General features: G+C 47.3%; 21 protein-coding genes. 8 read left to right on the top strand and 13 right to left on the bottom strand.

All coding sequences use genetic code 11. The features are described 5' to 3' along the window. Positions 1 to 36: 36 nt before the first annotated feature. Entirely contained in the window at positions 37 to 1,203 is a 1,167-nt protein-coding gene (locus tag AC2TF5_RS07690) for a GGDEF domain-containing protein (RefSeq protein WP_491301592.1), read from the top strand. 102 nt (positions 1,204 to 1,305) lie between these two features. Here the strand turns inward: AC2TF5_RS07690 and AC2TF5_RS07685 are convergent, their stop codons facing one another. From AC2TF5_RS07685 to AC2TF5_RS07675, 3 genes are all read right to left on the bottom strand, one after another. After that, the gene (locus tag AC2TF5_RS07685; RefSeq protein WP_491301591.1) at positions 1,306 to 2,106 is read right to left on the bottom strand and encodes an HAD family hydrolase; all 801 of its coding nucleotides are present in this window, start codon (positions 2,104 to 2,106) and stop codon (positions 1,306 to 1,308) included. Positions 2,107 to 2,176: 70 nt separating this feature from the next. After that, positions 2,177 to 2,923 carry a pseudouridine synthase gene (locus AC2TF5_RS07680; RefSeq protein WP_491301590.1) on the bottom strand — a complete coding sequence of 249 codons (747 nt, stop codon included), beginning with the start codon at positions 2,921 to 2,923 and terminating at the stop codon, positions 2,177 to 2,179. After that, a complete protein-coding gene (locus tag AC2TF5_RS07675) occupies positions 2,920 to 4,506 on the bottom strand; it encodes an RsmB/NOP family class I SAM-dependent RNA methyltransferase (protein ID WP_491301589.1) in 1,587 nt (528 codons plus the stop codon). The genes AC2TF5_RS07680 and AC2TF5_RS07675 overlap by 4 nt, the downstream gene beginning before the upstream one ends. Positions 4,507 to 4,644: 138 nt before the next feature. On the opposite strand from AC2TF5_RS07675, the gene AC2TF5_RS07670 reads away from it, so the two are divergent. Continuing rightward, a complete protein-coding gene (locus AC2TF5_RS07670; protein ID WP_491301588.1) occupies positions 4,645 to 5,169 on the top strand; it encodes a thioredoxin family protein in 525 nt (174 codons plus the stop codon). Then, positions 5,166 to 5,624 (top strand): PCYCGC motif-containing (lipo)protein, encoded by a 459-nt coding sequence (locus tag AC2TF5_RS07665; protein WP_491301587.1) that lies wholly within the window; start codon positions 5,166 to 5,168, stop codon positions 5,622 to 5,624. Before AC2TF5_RS07670 ends, AC2TF5_RS07665 begins: the two co-directional genes overlap by 4 nt. 305 nt (positions 5,625 to 5,929) lie before the next feature. On the opposite strand, the gene AC2TF5_RS07660 is transcribed toward AC2TF5_RS07665, so the two are convergent. Genes AC2TF5_RS07660 through AC2TF5_RS07650 form a run of 3 tightly spaced genes read right to left on the bottom strand, consistent with a single transcriptional unit; the run spans position 5,930 to position 8,334 of the window. Continuing rightward, positions 5,930 to 6,400 (bottom strand): DUF309 domain-containing protein, encoded by a 471-nt coding sequence (locus AC2TF5_RS07660; protein ID WP_491301586.1) that lies wholly within the window; start codon positions 6,398 to 6,400, stop codon positions 5,930 to 5,932. Next, on the bottom strand, positions 6,390 to 7,214 hold the full coding sequence (yjbM, locus tag AC2TF5_RS07655; protein WP_491301585.1) for a GTP diphosphokinase: 825 nt from the start codon (positions 7,212 to 7,214) through the stop codon (positions 6,390 to 6,392). The genes AC2TF5_RS07660 and yjbM overlap by 11 nt, the downstream gene beginning before the upstream one ends. Before the next feature lie 25 nt (positions 7,215 to 7,239). Then, positions 7,240 to 8,334, bottom strand: coding sequence for a quinone-dependent dihydroorotate dehydrogenase (locus AC2TF5_RS07650; RefSeq protein ID WP_491302834.1), 1,095 nt, complete (start codon positions 8,332 to 8,334; stop codon positions 7,240 to 7,242). 185 nt (positions 8,335 to 8,519) lie between these two features. Between AC2TF5_RS07650 and AC2TF5_RS07645 the strand changes: the two genes are divergently transcribed. After that, complete coding sequence (locus AC2TF5_RS07645; RefSeq protein WP_491301584.1) at positions 8,520 to 8,657, top strand: hypothetical protein; 138 nt, start codon at positions 8,520 to 8,522, stop codon at positions 8,655 to 8,657. Here the strand turns inward: AC2TF5_RS07645 and AC2TF5_RS07640 are convergent. From AC2TF5_RS07640 to AC2TF5_RS07630, 3 genes are all read right to left on the bottom strand, one after another. Continuing rightward, on the bottom strand, positions 8,654 to 10,057 hold the full coding sequence (locus tag AC2TF5_RS07640; protein ID WP_491301583.1) for a L,D-transpeptidase: 1,404 nt from the start codon (positions 10,055 to 10,057) through the stop codon (positions 8,654 to 8,656). The two genes, AC2TF5_RS07645 and AC2TF5_RS07640, sit on opposite strands and share 4 nt — an antisense overlap. Positions 10,058 to 10,348: 291 nt before the next feature. Further along, complete coding sequence (locus AC2TF5_RS07635; protein WP_491301582.1) at positions 10,349 to 10,588, bottom strand: ferredoxin; 240 nt, start codon at positions 10,586 to 10,588, stop codon at positions 10,349 to 10,351. 129 nt (positions 10,589 to 10,717) lie between these two features. Beyond that, positions 10,718 to 12,016 (bottom strand): DNA polymerase IV, encoded by a 1,299-nt coding sequence (locus AC2TF5_RS07630; protein WP_491301581.1) that lies wholly within the window; start codon positions 12,014 to 12,016, stop codon positions 10,718 to 10,720. A 183-nt stretch (positions 12,017 to 12,199) separates the two neighbouring features. On the opposite strand from AC2TF5_RS07630, the gene cimA reads away from it, so the two are divergent. Then, positions 12,200 to 13,819 carry a citramalate synthase gene (cimA, locus tag AC2TF5_RS07625; RefSeq protein WP_491301580.1) on the top strand — a complete coding sequence of 540 codons (1,620 nt, stop codon included), beginning with the start codon at positions 12,200 to 12,202 and terminating at the stop codon, positions 13,817 to 13,819. A 70-nt stretch (positions 13,820 to 13,889) separates the two neighbouring features. On the opposite strand, the gene AC2TF5_RS07620 is transcribed toward cimA, so the two are convergent. Beyond that, the gene (locus AC2TF5_RS07620; RefSeq protein ID WP_491301579.1) at positions 13,890 to 14,444 is read right to left on the bottom strand and encodes a TlpA family protein disulfide reductase; all 555 of its coding nucleotides are present in this window, start codon (positions 14,442 to 14,444) and stop codon (positions 13,890 to 13,892) included. A 292-nt stretch (positions 14,445 to 14,736) separates the two neighbouring features. Here AC2TF5_RS07620 and AC2TF5_RS07615 point away from each other — a divergent pair, with 292 nt between their 5' ends. Beyond that, a complete protein-coding gene (locus AC2TF5_RS07615) occupies positions 14,737 to 15,252 on the top strand; it encodes a M67 family metallopeptidase (protein WP_491301578.1) in 516 nt (171 codons plus the stop codon). Here the strand turns inward: AC2TF5_RS07615 and AC2TF5_RS07610 are convergent. The 3 genes from AC2TF5_RS07610 to AC2TF5_RS07600 are packed head-to-tail and all read right to left on the bottom strand — an operon-like array spanning position 15,238 to position 18,526. Then, positions 15,238 to 15,978, bottom strand: coding sequence for an exonuclease domain-containing protein (locus AC2TF5_RS07610; RefSeq protein WP_491301577.1), 741 nt, complete (start codon positions 15,976 to 15,978; stop codon positions 15,238 to 15,240). The genes AC2TF5_RS07615 and AC2TF5_RS07610 overlap by 15 nt on opposite strands. Then, entirely contained in the window at positions 15,975 to 17,054 is a 1,080-nt protein-coding gene (locus AC2TF5_RS07605) for a DUF294 nucleotidyltransferase-like domain-containing protein (RefSeq protein ID WP_491301576.1), read from the bottom strand. Before AC2TF5_RS07605 ends, AC2TF5_RS07610 begins: the two co-directional genes overlap by 4 nt. Before the next feature lie 35 nt (positions 17,055 to 17,089). Then, the gene (locus AC2TF5_RS07600) at positions 17,090 to 18,526 is read right to left on the bottom strand and encodes an ammonium transporter (protein WP_491301575.1); all 1,437 of its coding nucleotides are present in this window, start codon (positions 18,524 to 18,526) and stop codon (positions 17,090 to 17,092) included. 287 nt (positions 18,527 to 18,813) lie between these two features. Between AC2TF5_RS07600 and AC2TF5_RS07595 the strand changes: the two genes are divergently transcribed. Further along, on the top strand, positions 18,814 to 19,245 hold the full coding sequence (locus AC2TF5_RS07595) for a MerR family transcriptional regulator (protein ID WP_491302833.1): 432 nt from the start codon (positions 18,814 to 18,816) through the stop codon (positions 19,243 to 19,245). A gap of 29 nt (positions 19,246 to 19,274) precedes the next feature. Continuing rightward, positions 19,275 to 19,955, top strand: a complete 681-nt coding sequence (locus AC2TF5_RS07590) for a zinc metallopeptidase (protein WP_491301574.1) — start codon at positions 19,275 to 19,277, stop codon at positions 19,953 to 19,955. Positions 19,956 to 20,093 lie beyond the last annotated feature (138 nt).

Here is a 20,093-nt window from a genome sequence, read left to right as displayed (position 1 = left end):
GTAAAGGAAAATAAATCCTCCAGGAGTCTGATACCATTGTCCAACGATCCAACATTGTGGTCCGCATTTCCGATTTTCAGCATTACGGCCGTGTGCGGTGCTTATTTAGCTCTCATGATGCTAATAATGTGCCTGCTGATGTACAGCAAACAGCGTAAGAAGGCTTATGTTTACATGGCCGCCGCGTTCTTCTTCATTATGACATACGAAGGACTGAACATCCATCAGGCCTTCTCTGGACGTGCATGGCTGCCAAGCGGGACCAGCATGCGTTCGCTTCAGCTCTTTTCCTTTATTCTGCTTAACCTCTCGGTTCTGCTTCTGTATCGTCGTGTCAGGAAAGTGCATTATGGGCTTCCCGCAATAACTGCCGTAATGCTCCTGGTTCCGCTCTTCCTTCCGTCATCCATCAACCCTGTATGGCCGGATCTTTATTTAACCATTATAGAGTGGGTTGTTATTTACTTGTCATTCTCCAAGATTGCTCCCCGTATCGGACAGCGATTTAAATACTCTCTGGGACTTTCCATCTATTCGATTTGGGCTTCTATACATATCATATATAAATACTTAAACGGTGGTGACGAACCCGGTCTCCCGCTTCAAATCTCGGCCGTACTTCCCCTCGTATTTTACAGCATTATCTTTTTTATTCTGTTTCAGCGCATCATCGAACTGATGCAGTCCATTTACCGTTCTTCCATTACGGACGGGCTGACTGGACTATATAATCGGCGCTATTTCATGAAACATCTGAATCATTACGTTTCGAACGGAACAAAGATTTCAGCCATTTTTTGCGATATCGACAATTTCAAAATGTTGAACGACACACAAGGCCATGCCCATGCAGATGAAGTGCTGCAGCAGGTCGCTACGATCATGGAAGAGGAACTGGACGGTATCGGTCTTACCGGACGCTACGGCGGCGAGGAACTGGTTGCGATTGTCGCACGAAAAGGGAGCAGGGTGTCACAAGTAGCGGAGAAGATCCGGTTCCGCGTATCCGAAGAGACTATAGTCACCGTCAGCGTCGGGTACAGCACGCTTCGCAAAGGTGCGACCGCTGACAACCTGATGAAACAGGCGGATCAGGCTATGTATCATTCCAAGAGTAATGGCAAGAACCGCGTCACCGCTTACCGAAGCATACGCGCCAGCCCCAGAACGTCAGATGAAGCCGCTAACTTAGGTTCGCTATAAACCACGTCAAAAATCCTCCGTTACCATCATTCAAGACGGTGCGGAGGATTAGTTGCAATACCCGCGTTAATCAACAATCACCGCAGGTTTTAATTTTGTAATTTAGGACAAGCAGTATTTCACTAACGCTTCGTGCACACCGTCATCATTGTTCGATGCCGTCACAGCATCTGCTGCTGCTTTCACTTCTACCGGGGAATTGTCCATTGCAATGCCCATACCGGCAAACGTAAGCATCGTAATATCGTTATAATAATTGCCAATGGCCAGAACCTCTTCCGGCTGGAACCCACGTTTGGCCGCCAGCTGTTTCAAAGCGTTCCCTTTCGAAGCCTGCTCATGCATAAGATCAATGAAATACTCTCCGCTGCGAAGCATATTAAAGACCAGGGTCCACTTGCTCCAGTCTTCGAACACGGCTTCCATGTCCGCAACCTCGCCAAATGCCGTAAACTTCACGACCGGCTCTTTAAGCTCTTCCCAGGCCGGCAGGTTGGAAGGCAGCATCAGATAGTTTTCGTACATATGGCGGACAGGACCTGCCAGTGTCTCTACGTTGTCGACATACATGCCAAACGCTGTATTGACATCAAAATGAACTCCCTTTTCCCGGCAATAATCCATGAACGGATTCAGGGCCTTCTCGTCCATACCAAACTGATGAACGATATTACGGGTCTCCACTTCAACTGTTGCAGCACCATTATGACTGATGACGTAACCGGTCAAGCCCATTTTCTCCATAAATGGAATGGTGTTTTGCGGCCCCCGTCCAGTACATAACACGATTTCTATTCCCTTTTTCGAAGCTTCCATGACCGTATTCATCGTCCGCTCCGTCATCACGTGATCGTCGTTTAACAGCGTTCCGTCTACGTCCAGTGCTACCAGTTTATAAGTCATGTCTCCACCCATCCTTTTATGCGTATATATTTTCTCTATTAAATTGTGTCTGTCAGGGCATGCTTACTGGCTACTTACCCAAAATTGCCAACTCTTCCGTTGTAAGCTCCCGATATGAACCAATAGGAAGCGCCTCATCCAGCTTCAGTTCTCCCATACTGACCCGCTTCAGGTAAACCACCTTTTTGCCCACCGCTTCAAACATTCGTTTGACTTGATGGAATTTGCCTTCGTGAATCGTAAGCGAGATTTTGGACAACGGTCCACTCTCTCGCTCTTCAACCGATAACACCGTAAGCTCCGCAGGCAGCGTCACATATCCATCATCCAGCGTGACACCTTGAGAAAAAAAAGTGATATCCTCATCAGATACCTTTCCGGCTACGTCCGCTTCATACGTTTTCGGTACATGCTTGCGGGGAGATAACAGCTCGTGAGCGAGCTTGCCGTCATTGGTTAGCAGTAGCAATCCCTCTGTGTCTTTATCCAGCCTGCCAACCGGAAACGGCTCATAGATCAAATAGGACTTGTCCAGCAGATCCAATACAGTACGGTCTCTTGCATCCTCTGTCGCTGAGATAACACCTGGCGGCTTGTGCAGCATTAAGTAAATAAACTCCCTATAAAGAACTTTTTCCCCCTCGATCTCTATGGCATCCTGATACGGATCCACATGCATTCCCGGATCCTTCACAGATGAGCCATTTACGGTAATTCCCCCCTGCTTCACGATCTTTTTCAGTTCGGCACGGGAGCCGTAGCCCAGATTAGAGAGTACTTTATCCAGCCTTTGGGTCGTCCTGCCCTTGGCGCTCATACAGATGTCCACCTCCAGCCTGCTGGGTACTCATTTTTTAACATTCCAGATTGCCACTTGCCCCAGCCGGCAGAATACCCATCTATACATACTAACACATACCCTTTGGAATCGGTGACAGACTCGTAATGAATTCGGTCCAAGGGAATCTCTAGCGTTTCCCCCTTCAGATATCGTACAGCTTCTCCATCATGGGATGACAGGTTGACCGATCTGCGGGCCTCCGAGGGTTTCAGCGCTGTTGCAAGAGGATGGCCCGGAACAAACCGGCCATTCTTGATCTGCCCCATATACCAACCCGCACGTACTGTCTTTAATCCTTGCAGCCGGCTCTCCGGCAGCGGAGACAAGTAGATGTAGTTTCCATACATTACAGGATAACCTGCAGACAGGTCTAGATTCAGTTGATCGCGGACAAAATCATAAAAAACCGTAAGCGAACCCGGTTCGCTTCCTTTCCGGTCCGACTCGGTCCGCCCACCAGATCGCTTAGAGCCTGACAATTTTTTGTCTTTCAGATGATCACCATTACTTCGTGACTCTTGACGTTTCTTTCTTGGAGAGGATACTGGCAGGGCTCTTTCTTCTCCCATTTCAACCAAATCAGCCTGCTCCTCCTGCTCACCATCCCGGCGGAGAACGGCGAAGAAATGCCCTTCTCCTTTAACCCGGTGCGGCCACAGACGACCCGCACCCAGAGTCTGCTGAATACATGGATCGTTATCCTGACCACTCATGCCACCCTGGGACAAGTTATGCTCCTCAACCCACTTCGCTTCTCCCGGTGAGAACCACTCGGAGTCACCAATAGGGACTACTGAAAACTCCGAATGGTCCTTCAGAAAAGCTGCAATCATCCCTTCGTTCTCTTCAGGAGAGAAGGTACATGTAGAATAGACAAGCCTTCCTCCTCTACATAACATTTTGGCGGCGGAAGACAATATGTCTCTTTGCATATCCGCATATTTAAGTGGAGAGGATTCGTCCCAGTACTTTAGCATATCCTCGTCTTTACGGAACATCCCTTCTCCCGAACACGGAGCATCAATCAGGATTTTAGTAAAAAACTGTGGAAAAGCTTCAGCAATTCGTTCCGGATTTTCATTTAGCACAACAGCGTTCCTTACCCCGTACATCTCTACATTTTTAGCCAGCGCTTTGGTCCGGTCCGGATGAAGATCATTGCTGACCAGAAGTCCCGAGCCTGCCAGCTTTGCGGCGATCTGGGTCGATTTCCCGCCAGGTGCAGCGCATAGATCCAATACACGGTCACCAGGTTCCACCTCCAGCAGCTCAACGGGTGCCATGGCACTAGGCTCTTGAATGTAATACAGACCAGCATGATAATACGGGTGCCGTCCCGGCCGAACCCCTTCTTCCACATAATATCCGGTTCCACACCAAGGAATGGGCTCCAGCTCAAACGGAGAGATCTCATTAAATTGTTCTTTGCTAATCTTTAATGTATTAACCCGGATGCCTGCATGAGGAGTCTGTTCATAGGATTGTTTAAACTGTTCATACTCATCGCCAAGGAGCGACTTCATCTTCGCCTCAAAGGGCGCTGGGAGTCGTAATGCCATATATCTACCTGCCTATCCTTTAGAATAATGAAGAGCGGATACTATCGTGTTCCGCTATGACATTTATTATTGTATAATAAAATACATTAAGAGGGACATGCCCTAATAATACTATTTCAATGATATGGGGGTGAGTAATTGAACCGCAAGAAAAAGAACTATACAAGCCTTTATCTGTTTGGCGGCATTTTGCTTGTTCTCATCGGCTTGCTTGCTTTTCTGAATACTCAAGGTGAGAAAAGCGAGCTGTACGGCGGTAAGAAAGTCGCTGAGCTGAATCCTGCCACGAAGGAAATCCTCGATGATCCCAACTATCAACAAGTCATCCTGCCTGATGAATTAAGCAAGAAAATAGACAACAAAGAAAGCTTCTTTGTATACTTCTTCGCATCAGATTGTCCTAGCTGCCGAGCAACAACACCAGAGCTGATGCCGCTTGCGAAAGAAAGCGGAGCGTACCTTCACCAGTACAACCTTCGTGAATTCCAGGACGGTTTCAGAAAGTTCAATATTGAGTATACCCCTACCCTTGCGTTCTTCGAGAACGGAGTGGAGAAAGAACGCCTGGTCGGCGGTTTAACAGCTGTAGCCATGGAAGGTGGAAATACAGCTGAAGCTTTCACGCAATTTTTCGATAAATTTAAAGGGAGTGTAACGCCATGAAGCGAGCACATTCCATCCTGATTACAGGATTAGTCGGCATTCTCCTGCTCTCCGGCTGTGGCCGCAAGCCATCAGTTATCTCCCACTCTCATGGCTTAGACTCCGAGAGATACGAGACAACCGCCTCTGTTACCGTTATGCCCGAACTTTTATCGGTTTACACGGATAACACCCAAGCATCTTATGCAACTGTTGGAGATCTCGAAGATATTCTCAAGGAGCTAAAATGTTACTGCGGCTGTATGGATGACGGAAAACTGCATGATTCCCTGCATCGCTGTTTCATAGCCGAGAAGAATGATGACGGTGTGAAGTGGACGGATCACGGTGCACAATGCGGCATCTGTCTGTCTGAACTGCAGGATGCGAAGCGTCTGAACGACGAAGGCAAGTCCGTCGAGGAAATCAAGAACTTCATCGATAATAAATACAAAGGCACAGCACCGCAAGTATAAGTCGGCCTTGACGCTGCCGTTCCTTTAAATCAACAAACCCGCTGCGATCCACATGCAGCGGGTTTTGCTATATTCCTTCGGTACAGATGATCTGTACCTGTTCATATCAAGCCATGAGAGGCCTGCTTCCCAAAATGGTTACTCCACTTTAAGTGCGTGTTCAAAAAGGTCGGTTTTCAGCACCGAGAAGGTTGGAAGAAGCTAGGGACTGAGGAGCGGAGCGTACGTTTTGGGTACGTGAGCACCGGAAGGACCGGCTGAATTCAAGATTCGATGCCGAGCCCACTTCCTGATTCACTTCGTGATCAAAAGCGGACTTTTTGAACAATCTTTTTAAGTTTTTCGGCACGCTGCGGACCTCGACGCTGAGGCACATTGGGCTGAATCTCAGCGGATGCCTTAGCTACAATCGCTACCAATTCCGTGTCCACAATCTCGATTGTGAGATCATAATATGGAAACGGCTGCGTATCATAGGATGCTAACCGAGCAGCATAGACACTGATCTCAGAAACCAGCTTGCCCATATGGATGCCCAGTTCTTCGGCAGGATACGGCTGCAGACGGGCATGGGCGCTGCTCATCATTTTGTAACTACCACGGACGTTTCCGTTCCGAAAATGATAGAGACCTACAGCCGCCTGGAGCAGTCCTTTATAACGGGGATCCCGATCCCTGGCAAGCCAAAGCTCTTCAAGCACCTCATGGCATTCGAAATAATCTCGGTCTCGGTTGAAATAAACTAGATAGGCAGCGTAAAGCGGATCATATTTCATGATCACGGACTTTCTTTTTGGCTGTCTCCAGCAGTTCCTTAACCTCCGTTAACAGCTCCTTCACCGCTTCCATATCGTGATCCTGACCTTGCTGCTGCCAAATGGTGTTGAACCGTGCTTGATACTCGATCGCCTCATTAACCATGTGATAGAAATACAGCTGATGCATCGCGTTGAGCAGCTGTGAAGTAATATTGGAGTTATCCTCAAATTGCTTCTGAGCCTCCAATATATCCTCACGGATACTCGACATTTCATTATCCAGCGTATTGGCAGCTTCCCCCGCTTTTTTCAGTCGGTTACGGATTTCGTCCGGTAGGCTCTCACGATATTTATAGCTTAAAGAATGCTCAATCGTTGCCCAGAAATTCATAGCCAGCGTACGAATCTGAATTTCAGCAAGTACAATTTTTTGGCCGAGCGCAGTCTGAACCGGATACTCCACAATCATATGAAAACTTCGGTATCCGCTATCTTTATAATTGGTTATATAATCTTTCTCATATAAAACCTTCAAATCTTTTCTTTCGCGGATGTATTCAGCTACCCGCCGAATGTCCTCGACAAACTGACACATGATGCGGATACCTGCAATATCCTCAATTCCTGTTTCCAATTGATCCATTGGGACATTAAGCCGTTTGGCTTTGTCCAGAATGCTTGATATCCGCTTGATCCGTCCGGTCACGAATTCGATTGGTGCATACTCTTCTCGTTTCTTTAACTCAGAACGCATTGTCTTGAATTTAACTTTCAATTCTTCAACGGCCTGTTCATACGGAAGCAAAAATGTCCCCCAGTCTCTACCGTCCATCGTCGTGCCTCCTGTCTTTAACCCTTTAGCGGTGATTCGCTCCTACCGCTTCGGATATATGTGCATACCCGTCACGTTTTAGTAATTCTCTTAGGCCGGCATGCAGCCTTCGATTCACTTCAGGGCCCTCATAAATGAGTGCTGTATAAATTTCAACCAGGGATGCTCCAGCGCGAATTTTTTCATAAGCATCTTTGGCAGTAAAAATCCCCCCAGAGCCGATGATCGGCAGGGAGCCACCGGTCTGCTGATATATCCTTGAGACGATCTCTGTAGATCGCTCACGCAGCGGCTTACCGCTAAGTCCTCCAGTTTCTTTCGCATTTCCGTGACTTAAACCAGCCCGGGACAATGTTGTGTTTGTCGCAATAATGCCGGATACTCCGCTTCGGGAAATCGTATCCACCATATACTCTAGTTCCTCGTCGCTAACGTCTGGAGCGATTTTCACGAGAACTGCTTTTTGTGTTCCATGGATCTGAGCCTGATGTGACATCTCACTCATGACCGCATCCAGCAATGAGGACAGCTCGCTGCCATGCTGCAAGCTCCTTAGATCCGGTGTATTCGGCGAACTGATGTTCACAACAAAGAAATCCCCGTATGGAAACAATTCGCGGATGCAAGCTTGATAATCGCCATGCGCTTCCTCATTCGGTGTCACTTTGTTTTTTCCGATATTGACGGCTACCGGAATCCGCCGCTCCTTAAGGAGGGATAATCGGCGAGCCATCGCTTCTGCGCCTTCGTTATTGAACCCCATCCGGTTAATTAATGCTTCATCCGGAGGGAGCCTGAACAATCGAGGAAGCTCGTTGCCTGGCTGTGCTTTAGGTGTCACCGTGCCTACTTCCATAAAACCAAAGCCGATGGAAGAAAATCCTCTTACAGCTTGCCCGTTTTTATCCAATCCTGCTGCAAGCCCTACCGGCGTAGGAAAATGCAGACCGAATAAGTCTACTGCAAGGTCGGGTGTTTCGTTCACTCCGTACATCCCGCGCATGGCGGCCTCAGCCCCAGGCAGCAACGATGTGCGCCCGAGCCCCCCTACGACAAGATGGTGAGCTTTTTCCGGATCCAATTTGAAAAATAAAGGCTTGCCTATATTACGGTACAGCACATCCATTCTTCCTCTCATGGCTTATAATTTCTCTATCACTCAGTTTATCCGTTTCTGAAGTAAAAAGAAAGTTTTCTTCCCTCTTTTGTGCACCTGCCCTTTCGTCTCATGTTATAGCATTTTTTGGACAAACCCTTTACAATGTAAGGTAATTAACGACTATACAAAAGAAGAGGGGTATGGACATGTCAGCTAAGCGCAGACCACCAACACTGCAGCAAAAAAAGGAAGAAGTTAACAAGAAGGCCATCCTGTGGATCGGCACAGGTATCACCCTGCTGATCATTCTGATCATCGTTCTGATCGTTATATCCCAGCCTTAATCCAACCAATGATAAACCTTATGGGGGTTCGACTGGCCTTTGGAATGTTTGAGTGTAAAGCGCTCATCCGGTATGACCAGGCCATTTGGTAGAGCCCCTTCCTCAATCCTCACTTTGGTTCCCATGGGCACGAGGTCGAACAGCTCCTCCACATCCTCTCTATACATGCGGATGCATCCTTCCGATTCATTGCCACCGATACTCCCAATATCTTGAGTACCGTGAATCGCATAATTGGAATCCGATAGCTGCATCCCGCGGGAACCATAGGTGCCGTTTGCAGACCCGTTCGGATTCACTACCTTGTCACTGATGTTAAAATTGCCCAGCGGGGTTTTATTGTCACGTCCAAGCCCAACCTTATAATTTCTAAGCAGAACAGAACCACTAATTACCCCTAGACGGTGATTTTTGCGGTCTATAATAACCTCCAGCCGCTCAGTGAAAAAAGCCTGGCCATCCGGGGATGAACCAAGGCCTTCCGGTATCTGCCGTCCTACTGTTTCTTTTTTCTTATGTGTACCATTTTTATCTGCGGGACCAGTGCCAGTTAGAATCGGAAACAGAATTTTCATCGCCGGTGATTTTCCAGAAAGCCAGTTGTGCGGAAATGGTCTCGTCAGCTCATCCAGACTTCCAGGGAGTTTACCGTTTCGCTCGCGGTAGCGTTGAATAGCCTCTGTTAGAACAGCATTCTGGACCTGTACATCCGCCCAACGTTCTGCAGGATCTTTCAACGCGGTACCATCTGCTGGTATACAGTCGCAATCTGCCCGGCTTCCCTCGTAAGGTTGAATTCCAATGACACCGCTTGTATCCCGATAAATGCCGTAGAGGATCGGCATGTTCTCAGACCATATCTCCCACTTCCCTGACCGTTCCATTCCCAGAGCCACTGTCCACGGCGGCAGCCGGTCCGGCTCGGTCAACAGCTGAGGCAGCACACTGGACCAGCTCTTCCCACGAATTGCCGTAGCGGTGAATAAAGGCCCCTTACGATCCTTCTGATCTTTTGCATCGGCTATGGCCAGATGGATCTCATCTGGATCATTTACCTTAATCTTTGCCAGGCTTGCTCCCGGCCCTCCCGGAGCGTTCACTGAAGGAAGCATAATCAGAAGCATCAATACGACTGCCAGAAGTGCACGCCGGATTCGCTTTCCCCTTTTATACTTCTCCCTCTCGACCTGTAAAAGCCTAACCTCGTAATTTTTCCATATATCTGAAGGTACTTTACTTAGTTCAAATGCTTCATACACTTCTTCAGCACGGTTAAAGCAGTAATTTGCTTTTCCTTGCTCCCCGTTGGTCTCGTAATCCTTCCCGAGCAGGTACCAGGCCATTTTATTGTCAGGATGTGTCTCCACATAGCGCTTGAGATGCAGCGAATTGTTCAACATGAGAGCCTCCGTCTGTTCTTTTTTCAAAATATAAGAAAGTATAAATTTTACGTTTTATACTTGACTTATATTTCTCGAAGAAACGCCACCGTCCTTTAACTAAGGACGCCAAGGGCGTTTCTTCTTGTATATTCAATTTATCGGCACAATGCCCTCCATTATGTATTATCCGATTTACATAACCTTACAGATGAATTCTGTGTACAAAAAAAAACGTCCCTGCCCAATGAGAGCAAAGACGCCTAAATCACTACCTTATAATAAAACCTGCGAACCCGTCCGCAGAAATGATTACTCTTCGTTAAATGGCTCGTCCGCAATCCGAATGGAATCCGTTGGGCATCCGTCACACGCATCTTCCATGTCTTCATACATGTCCTCAGGAATTTCCGTTACTCCCCGGTTGTTGTCACCTTCATAGATGACTTCAGCAAGACCCTCATCATCATAATCATAAATATCGGGTGCTGTTGCGCCGCAAGCGCCGCAAGCAATGCAGGTATCTTTATCTACCCATGTGTACTTCGCCATAGTTTCCTCTGCCTCCTGTATATCTAGAACATAGATAACGGTGCACATATTGCCCTGCACCATCTACATATTAATACAATTTTTTTGGTAACACAAATGATTTCTATAACATTTTCCACTAGAAAGCGCTTATTCCTGTTCCGGTTTGCGATCCGTGTTTCTAACAAAATCCATCTGCAGAGAAGTTCCCCTGACCTTATGATTACGGATCAGAGCCGAAGGATCGTCCCCAAGCATTCCGGCTGTCAGCACTGCACTTTCCCCGAATTTGTTACGGAGCTCGTCCATCACCTTGGTTAGTGATTCCTTCTTAGGCTGTTTCTCATAATCAAAAAGGTCCATCTGGATTGCCGAGTCTTCACGCGATGTTAGCTGCTGTAGCGTAATTCCAAGCAATCTTAGCGGCTGTTCCCGGGTCCAATGCTTCTCGTACAATAAACAGGCTTCCCGGTATATATCCTCTGTATTCTCTGTAGGTGTGGCAAGCTGGCGGGATCTTGTAATAGTCTTCATGTCCGGTGTCCGCAGCGTGATTTGAACGCCTCCTGCGATCAGTTCCTGTCTTCTGAGACGCCGAGCCACTTGATCGCTCAGATTAAGCAGTACACGTCTTACATCCTCTGGAGAAGTAATATCTACGGGCAGTGTTGTTGTATGGCCAATCGATTTACTTTGCTCCCGCTCAGCATTGACCGGGGAATGATCCAGACCATTTGCCGCTTGCTTCATCCAATTTCCCATGACACCAAAAGTACCGGTTAGCAGTCCTTCATCGGCCGCTGCCAACTCGCCTATGGTTACGATATTCAGCTTCCTCAGCTTGTCTGCCGTCTTGGAGCCGATACCGAACAGCTCTGCGCAAGGACGGTTCCACAACACCTTCGGCACATCCCGGATACGAAGCACCGAAATGCCGTTCGGTTTCTTTAGATCGGACCCCATTTTGGCCAGCAGCTTATTTGGGGCGACACCGATTGAGCATGGGAGTGACAGTTCCTCCCGAATCCGGTTCTGAATTTCCTCCGCAATCTGAAGTGGGGTCCCGAACTGTTTGGAGCCTGTAATGTCGAGATAGCATTCATCAATAGAAGTCGCTTCAAGCAGTGGTGTATAGGCGTATGCTATATTCATGAACGCATTGGAATATTTGCGATATAAATGAAAGTTTGGCTGGATGAGAATCAAATCCGGATAAATCTTCAGTGCCTGACGAACATTCATCCCGGTACGGATCCCCATCCCGCGTGCCGCATAGGAGCAAGTAACAATAACCCCTTTGCGAAGCTCCGCGCTGCCAGCGACAGCCGTCGGTTTCCCGCGATAGAGTTCCGGCTCCTCCGCCTCGTGAACAGAGCAATAGAAAGCGTTCATATCCACATGAAGAATGACACGGCCGCTTGCCGGATAGTAATCGTTAATGTTTCCCACGATAGATTCCTTCTTCTTTCATAATTTCTGACTCCTTCAGCATACCGTTCCCCGTGAGTCAGGGTCAAGAAAGGGCCAGGGCGGAAAATTTCAATTCTTTGTCACTTTGCCATAAAGAAATGCTATAATGACAACATTATATCACTTTCACGGTCCATCCCGGACTTGCAAAAGGAGGACATCATGTCTAAGTCTATTTCCATCTTTGATACGACACTTCGCGACGGTACCCAAGGCGAAGGAATCAGCTTGTCGGCGGATGACAAAATTAAAATCGCCAAAAAGCTGGATGCTCTTGGTGTCCACTATATTGAAGGCGGCATCCCGGGAAGCAACAGCAAAGACATCGAGTTTTTTAAAAGAGTACAAGAACTAGGTCTGACTTCCAAAGTAACAGCTTTCGGCAGTACACGCCGCAAAGACTCCATCGCAGACCATGACGCGAACTTGCACCGGATTTTGGGATCCGGCGTAAGAGCAGCAACACTTGTCGGAAAATCATGGGACTTTCATGTTCACACCGCCCTTCAGACCACTCTTGAAGAGAATCTCGCCATGATTTTTGATTCCATTGCTTATCTGAAACAGCAGGGCCTTGAAGTGATTTTCGATGCGGAGCATTTCTTCGACGGATTCAAGAACAATCCGGAGTACGCTGTCTCTGTTCTGTCCAAAGCCCAGGAAGCCGGGGCCGACTGGCTCGTCATGTGTGATACCAACGGAGGCAGTCTTCCTCATGAAGTACATGGAATCGTAACTTCATTAAACGGTCTCCTACCTGGAGCCCCGCTCGGTATTCATACCCATAACGACTGCGAATTAGCTGTTGCGAATACACTAAGCGCTGTCCAAGCCGGTGTAGGGCATGTTCAAGGAACAATGAACGGATACGGCGAGCGGTGCGGCAATGCCAATCTGTGCTCCATTATCCCGAACCTTCAACTTAAGCTCGGCTATGATTGTATTGGCGAAGCTAATCTTCACAATCTCACGAACACTGCACGTTATGTAAGTGAGATCGCTAACGTTAACATGCCTGTGAACCAGCCATACGTAGGTAATGCAGCATTTGCCCACAAAGGTGGCATTCATGTCTCTGCTATTCTGCGCGATTCCAGAACGTACGAGCATATTGAACCGGAGAAGGTTGGCAACAAACAGCGGGTACTCGTCTCCGAGCTTGCAGGACAAAGTAACATTGTATCCAAGGCGCATGATATGGGGCTCGATTTCGATCCAAGCAGTGAGCAATACAAGCTTGTCATCGGTAAAATTAAGGATCTTGAGCATCAGGGTTATCAGTTCGAAGGTGCGGATGCTTCTCTTGAGCTTCTCCTTCGGGAAGCAAACGGTGAGCTGCAGGAATTATTCACCTTTGAATCCTTCAAAATGCTGGTAGAGAAAACAGCAGGTCGACCGGTTGTCTCCGAGGCTTTCGTGAAGATTAATGTGGCAGGGCAGAGCATTTATACAGCCGGGGAAGGCAATGGACCTGTAAATGCGCTGGATAATGCACTACGAAAAGCGCTGCTGCAATATTTCCCTTCCTTGAAAGACATGCATCTGTCGGACTACAAAGTACGTGTACTGGACGATAAAGACGCTACAGCGGCCAGAGTACGGGTACTGATCGAATCCAAAAATATTGAAAATTCCTGGAACACGGTCGGTGTGTCAGGCAATGTCATTGAAGCCAGCTGGGAAGCGCTTGTCGATAGTATGCGGTATGCGCTACTGGGACAGATTTCACCCTCAGAGACCGAAGGCGAATCCTTGCCACGGCAGGGAATCATTAACCATTAAACCAAACGCCTCAGTATGCAAAGAGCACGTTCCCTTCTCATTTACGGGAGCGTGCTCTTTTTATGATTGCTCAAGATTTAATGAGCTGTTTAATCTTCTTCTCAAGATCTTCCGGGTCAGGCGCTCCCAGAATGATTTCCGTAATGACACCTCTGCGGTCAATCAGAACGTTGGTAGGAAACACTTTGCCCTTATAAACATCCTCAAATACCTTGCCTTCCTGATCCAACATAATCGGATAAGTCAGGGCAAAATCCTGAACAAACTGCCGTGCTTTCTTCTCATTATCATATTTCGTGACGTTAATCCCGTAAACATCCAGGTCTTCTGCATATGCAGCAGCAAATTTCGACAACTCCGGCGCCTCTTGCTTACACGGGTCGCACCAGGAAGCCCAGAAGTTAATAATGAGCGCTTTGTCTCTTACTCCGGCTCCAGTGTATGTTTTGCCGTCCAATCCTTCCAGTGAGAATTCAGGTGCAAGCAAACCTGCCTTTGCGCCGGTCTCGGTAGGCAACGGTTTCTCAGCCATAAACACGGATTCAATCTTGTCCCCCGCCTGGTTATAGATCACCAAGACCCCTGCCAGTAGAAGTATTGCCAATATGGTCAAATTACGCTTCATTGGGTAGTTTCCTTTGCTGATAGACTTTTTATAGTCACTATTGTACCCTGAATAGCATAACTTTCAAACTAGCTTGAGATGAATTTCTATATAGAATATGAGTTGAACTAAAGATTCTTAAGCCTAAACATCACTACGAATGCGGATTATTCTTCCGATCGCTGTTGCCCCCAGATTTCTTTTATGTATTTATACAATTGTTGAAATCCGGGGGCAAAGGCGACCACTCCGTTTCTCCAGAATAATTCCGCCTTCTCCGTTGAAGTTATTCCATTTCAAAGGAGATTAAACCATGGGCGTTTATACTCACGAAGATTTTTCAATACAACTTACTGCTGAAGTCCTTCAAAAGATTCGTGAGCACACCTTTACGTGTCTTCCCGAAGAGGCATGTGGCGTATTTCTGGGAAACCAGTCAGAAAAGAACCTCCTGCTGGATGACTATATACCTGTCCGTAACTCGGCTGCTGACCCACGGCATCAATTCTCACTAGATCCTGTCCAATGGACGTCTCTCCTGTTTAAGAAGTACCGTATATATGGCTTGTTCCACAGCCATCCAACCAGCCCACCGGTTCCCTCTCAGGATGATTTACACCAGCTGCAATCATTTGGCGGTCTGTTCCATGTGTATTTCATAGGATCGCCTCAGAACTTGCATCCCGGAGATCTTCTGCTGCAATCTTACCGGATCATTAAGGAGTTGTCGCCGCCCCAAAGTTCATCCCGGCCATCTCAAGACCAAGAAACGAAACACGGGTCGTGGACGTTAAGACAGGAAGACTACACCTTATTACAATCCACTTAAATACATATACAAATCACCCAAAGTATCGGCATGTCCTCGGCGCTGAATTTCTTCCAGATAGGTGACCCAGAGCTTTGCGGTCATAATCGCATCACATAACGCATGATGACGCCCATGTATCGGAATGTTCCTATGTCGAAGCAATTCGTTGAGACTGTAATCTGGATAGCTGGGAAATAAATGCTGAGCCAGCATCATCGTATCCAGCAAGCGGTGAGTTAAACGTACTTTTGACGTTTTCCAAAGGGCTGCGTTCAAGAACGCTCGATCATGGCCGGCAGCATGAGCTACAAGTACCTTTCCTTCGACAAATGCCATAAAATCATGCAATCCGTCCATCAAGGGAGCGGCAGCATCAACCATCGGTTGCGATATTCCGGTCAAGGCCGTAATATGCTCAGGTACAGGTACGCCACTGTTAACAATCATATAGAAACACTCATCCTCGATGATTGTCATCCCAACTGTTCGCACAGCTCCAATAGACAGGATCTCATCACCATGCTGATGTGAGAATCCGGTCGTTTCCAGATCGAACACTACGGTTTCCAACTGATTCAATGGTACAGCCAGCATCTCGGGCCGCCTTTGCTCCCGCATCTGTGAGCGTATATAAGCGATCTGCTGAGCAGAAGGATCCCCTTTCATGGATGCAATCGCCGAACTCCAATCACCCTTGCGCAGCGACCGCCAAAATCCGGCTCCAGATTCTCTTGGATCTCTCACAGCCCTTTCCTCTCCGCAAAACGAAGCTCTCTTTGAAGTGAGCGGTGTATCCGGCGTGTTACACCTAAAATATCTCTTAACTCATATTGCATTTTTTTGTCCTTTAGCTGTTCTTTCTGAATGTAACCGCTGCTACCAATCAGTCCGTCTTTCATATGGAATGAAGTATCCATCCTCATTCTGAGAGCAGCTATGAAAGCATGTTGAACATTTTCAAGCAGCAATCCGCCCCCTTCCAAAAGAATAGTCTGCTCAATCCGTTTTAACGAAGAAGATTCTATGATCCCCCGCTGCAAAGCCAAGGTGCGGATACTGTTAACCAAAGGAATGTACATGCCGTATTTTACGTCGAAATCTCCCGCATGCTCCCCGAACCGCTCCGTCACAATCTTCCCCATGGCATTAAGTGTTGCTTTATGGCGTACCGTATTGCGGAGAAGCGCTGGAACCATGCTCGGCTGCTGCAGAACACAGCTTCGAAAGTTTTCCATCCAACACTCGGAAAGCCCCCTGCTCCCTGCTATATGTCTCATGTCTGAAGCGATGATAAAATGCCGGGTCGGTTCCCATGCATGATCAGAACTCCACTCCGTAAGCTGCTGTTTCCAGGCTGTGAGTGACAATCTCCATATTGGCTCAGAACACATAACTTTTCCTGTACATTTCGGATATCCCGCTACCTCAAGCATGTCGGACAAGCATCTTCCGAACGTGTGGAAATAGATTTCTGCACCATCCTCCAATTCATCACCGATAATCAAACCGTTGTCCTGATCACTCCACAATGTGGCCTCTTGTCTCCCAGCACTTCCGAATGCAACAAATGCATAACGGGCTGGAGGCCGGCCGAAGCCAGCCTCCACCATCTTCTGTTCACATATCATAGCAGCGCGCTGCCCGATTTCATCATGCATCCGGTTCACCCAAACCATCCAAGTATCCGGACTCGTGTCACTTTTCAATTCTAAAAGTTTGTTTTGTCCGGCTATCCGAGCTTTTCTCAATTCATGCTCAGTTCCCGCCTCCTGTATTTCTGAGAATTCCGGGAACAGATCTTTCGATTCCAGAGGTTTCATGCTGCACCCTCCCTACAACAGGTTTCTCCATTCTGCTAAATGGCCGGCTCGCTTTCAGGTGCTGTTTTCGGTAAATTCCGCAATTCAACAGACTTAGACTCCGATTCTGCAAGCAGCTTCATTTGCTCAGGATAGCCATACGTTCCATGCTCACTAATATCCAGCCCCATAAGTTCCTCTTCCTCAGTAACCCGAAGTCCTATCGTCATTTTGATCAGCCCAAGAATCAGGAAGGAGATGACCAGCACGAAAGCAAAAGTTCCGATTAAACCGAGAAGCTGCACGCCAATCTGTCCAAAACCCCCTCCGTAGAACAGACCTGCATTACCGACACCTGTAATTTCAACAAGTCTAGGTGCGGCGAATAAACCGGTAGACACCGCTCCCCACATACCTGCGATACCGTGTACGGAGAAAGCATATACCGGATCATCTACTCCTTTGCGCTCAAACCACTGTGCAGAGAAGAACGTAATACTACCAGCAACTGCACCGATGACAACAGCTGCCCAAGGTTCGACAAATGCACAAGCACCGGTAATGGCGACAAAAGCTGCCAGTACGCCGTTCAGCATGCTCGGAATGTCCGCTTTTCCAAGAACCGCCCAAGATATAAGCAGAGCAGCCAGTGCACCCGCGGCCGCAGCGATATTTGTGTTCAATGCTACAAATCCGAAAAATCCGTCGCTCAGTGCCGAGATCGTGCTGCCTGGGTTGAATCCGAACCATCCGATCCAAATAATCAGTACACCCAGAACAGACAAAACTTGGTTGTGACCAGGAATGCTATTTGGTTTACCATCCTTATTGTATTTGCCAAGACGGGGTTTAAGCAGTATCGTAGCAACCAAAGCTGCCGTAGCACCCGTCAAATGAACTACCGTTGAACCGGCAAAGTCTTGCATACCAAGGCTTCTAAGCCATCCACCGCCCCAAACCCAGTGAGCAACAATCGGATAAATGATAATCGTAAATAAAATACCGAATATGATATACACACTTAACTTTGCCCGCTCTGCCATACCTCCGCATGCAATCGCAAGCGATACGGCAGCGAATGAAAGATGGAACAAAAAAATAATCGTTGTAGGCACATCATAAACGGATAATGAGCTGAAGGAGGCCACCATGTTGTCTCCGCTTAGAAAGAATCCTTCCAATCCGAAAAAACTATTGCCGTTTCCGAAAGCCAGCCCGAATCCCAAAGCCCAGAAAGCGACGACACTAATACCGAAAGTCAGCACCGTTTTACCCGCAACGTGACCTGCGTTCTTCATTCTTACCGAACCTGCCTCAAGGAGTGCGAATCCGGCTTGCATAAAGAATACGAGCAACGCAGCCAAAAAAACAAACACTGAGTTTAAACCGGCTTGTAGTTGAACGTTAGTCGCTCCCTCGTCAGCAAAAACGCTCACTGGAAAAACGAACAAGGTACCCATCGCAATTAAAGAACCGAGCCATCTTTTTTTCATACTCCCCACTCCCACTGTGTAAGATAATATGACATATGTGAAATTATCAATGTTATTATAAACACAGGAAAATCAAGTTAGCAACGTTTTTCAATGAAATAGTCATAAAAATCCATTTTATATGTAATATAATATAACATCCAAATTATTAGAAATAAAGAAAGCGTTTAAAAAGCATGACGTTTGACTGTATGGTTCACGATCATGTATCATATTTCTATTAGGATTTAATATCATAATCATACAGGCCTGCGAGGTGATAAAACGTGAGAAGTTTGAGTGCACGCATGAATCTGTATCGCATTGGTGAGTTGGCAAAGGCTGCCGGAATCAGTGAAAGAACCATCGATTATTATACGAAGCTTGGTCTTATCAACCCCGAGAAGCGGACTTTAAAAAATTACCGTCTGTACAGTCATGAAACCTTAAACACGTTACAACGTATTAATCAACTAAAACAAGAGAAATATACCCTCGAAGAGATTAAAGATACGCTGGAGCGTTGGAAATCGGTTGCTGAGGATGCTGAAGTCACAGATAAATTGACCAAACTGGAAATTCAAATCCAGCAGCTTGAACGGGATGTCAAGGAACTTAACCCTCTGCTGAAAGACTTAAAGCCGAATCAGGCACGCGCAGTGTTAACCAATATCCTCCCGAAGGGAGCGGCTTGTATCGAGTCGCTGCAAATATTACTCAATCAATTTACTTCAATGTAATTCCTATACTAACTATGGAGGTATGATCAATGTATTTTGACCCAATGTTTATTCTTATTATTATCGCATTCATTTTCACACTAGTGGCACAGTTCCGAGTGAAAGGAACGTTTACCAAATGGGCTAAAGTAGAAAATTCGAGTGGAATGACAGGCTACGATGCAGCTCGTCATATGCTCGACAGCAACGGTCTCCACGATGTACCGATTGAGCCAGTTCCCGGCGCTTTGTCTGACCACTACGACCCGATCCAGCGTGTTGTGAGATTGTCCGAACCCGTCTACTATGAGCGTTCGATTTCCGCTGTCTCTGTTGCCTGCCACGAAGTTGGCCATGCAATCCAGCATAAAGTAAGCTATCCGATGCTGGTTGCCCGTCACAGGATGTTTCCAATCGTTAACTTTGCATCCGGGATCGCGCCTTTCCTGCTCATCGCCGGATTCATGTTCCAGGCTTTCAACCTGATCGGCCTCGGCATCATTTTCTTCTCGGCCGCAGTTGCTTTTCAGTTGGTTACTCTGCCAGTCGAATTCAATGCCAGCAACCGTGCTCGTGAAATCATGGTTTCCGAAGGCTATATTTCAAACGAGGAAGAACGCGGTGTAGCCAAGGTACTGAACGCCGCAGCCTTAACTTATGTAGCTGCTGCCCTTCTGTCCCTGCTTGAATTGCTTCGTTATATTATGATCTTTTTAAACAACCGCGATTAAGCTCATCGTTCTCAGCTTTACCATAATAAAAAGGGGGTGTCCTACAAGGTCTATTGACCTGGGACGCCCCCTTTGTCTGCTATAAGACGCTACGTGTACAAATCATTCCTCCGATCACTCTTGCCCCCCGATGAGCAC

The organism is Paenibacillus sp. JNUCC 34, from assembly GCF_058269055.1.
Note: the sequence above shows the minus strand (reverse complement) of the source record. Positions and strands in the feature narration are given on the sequence as shown.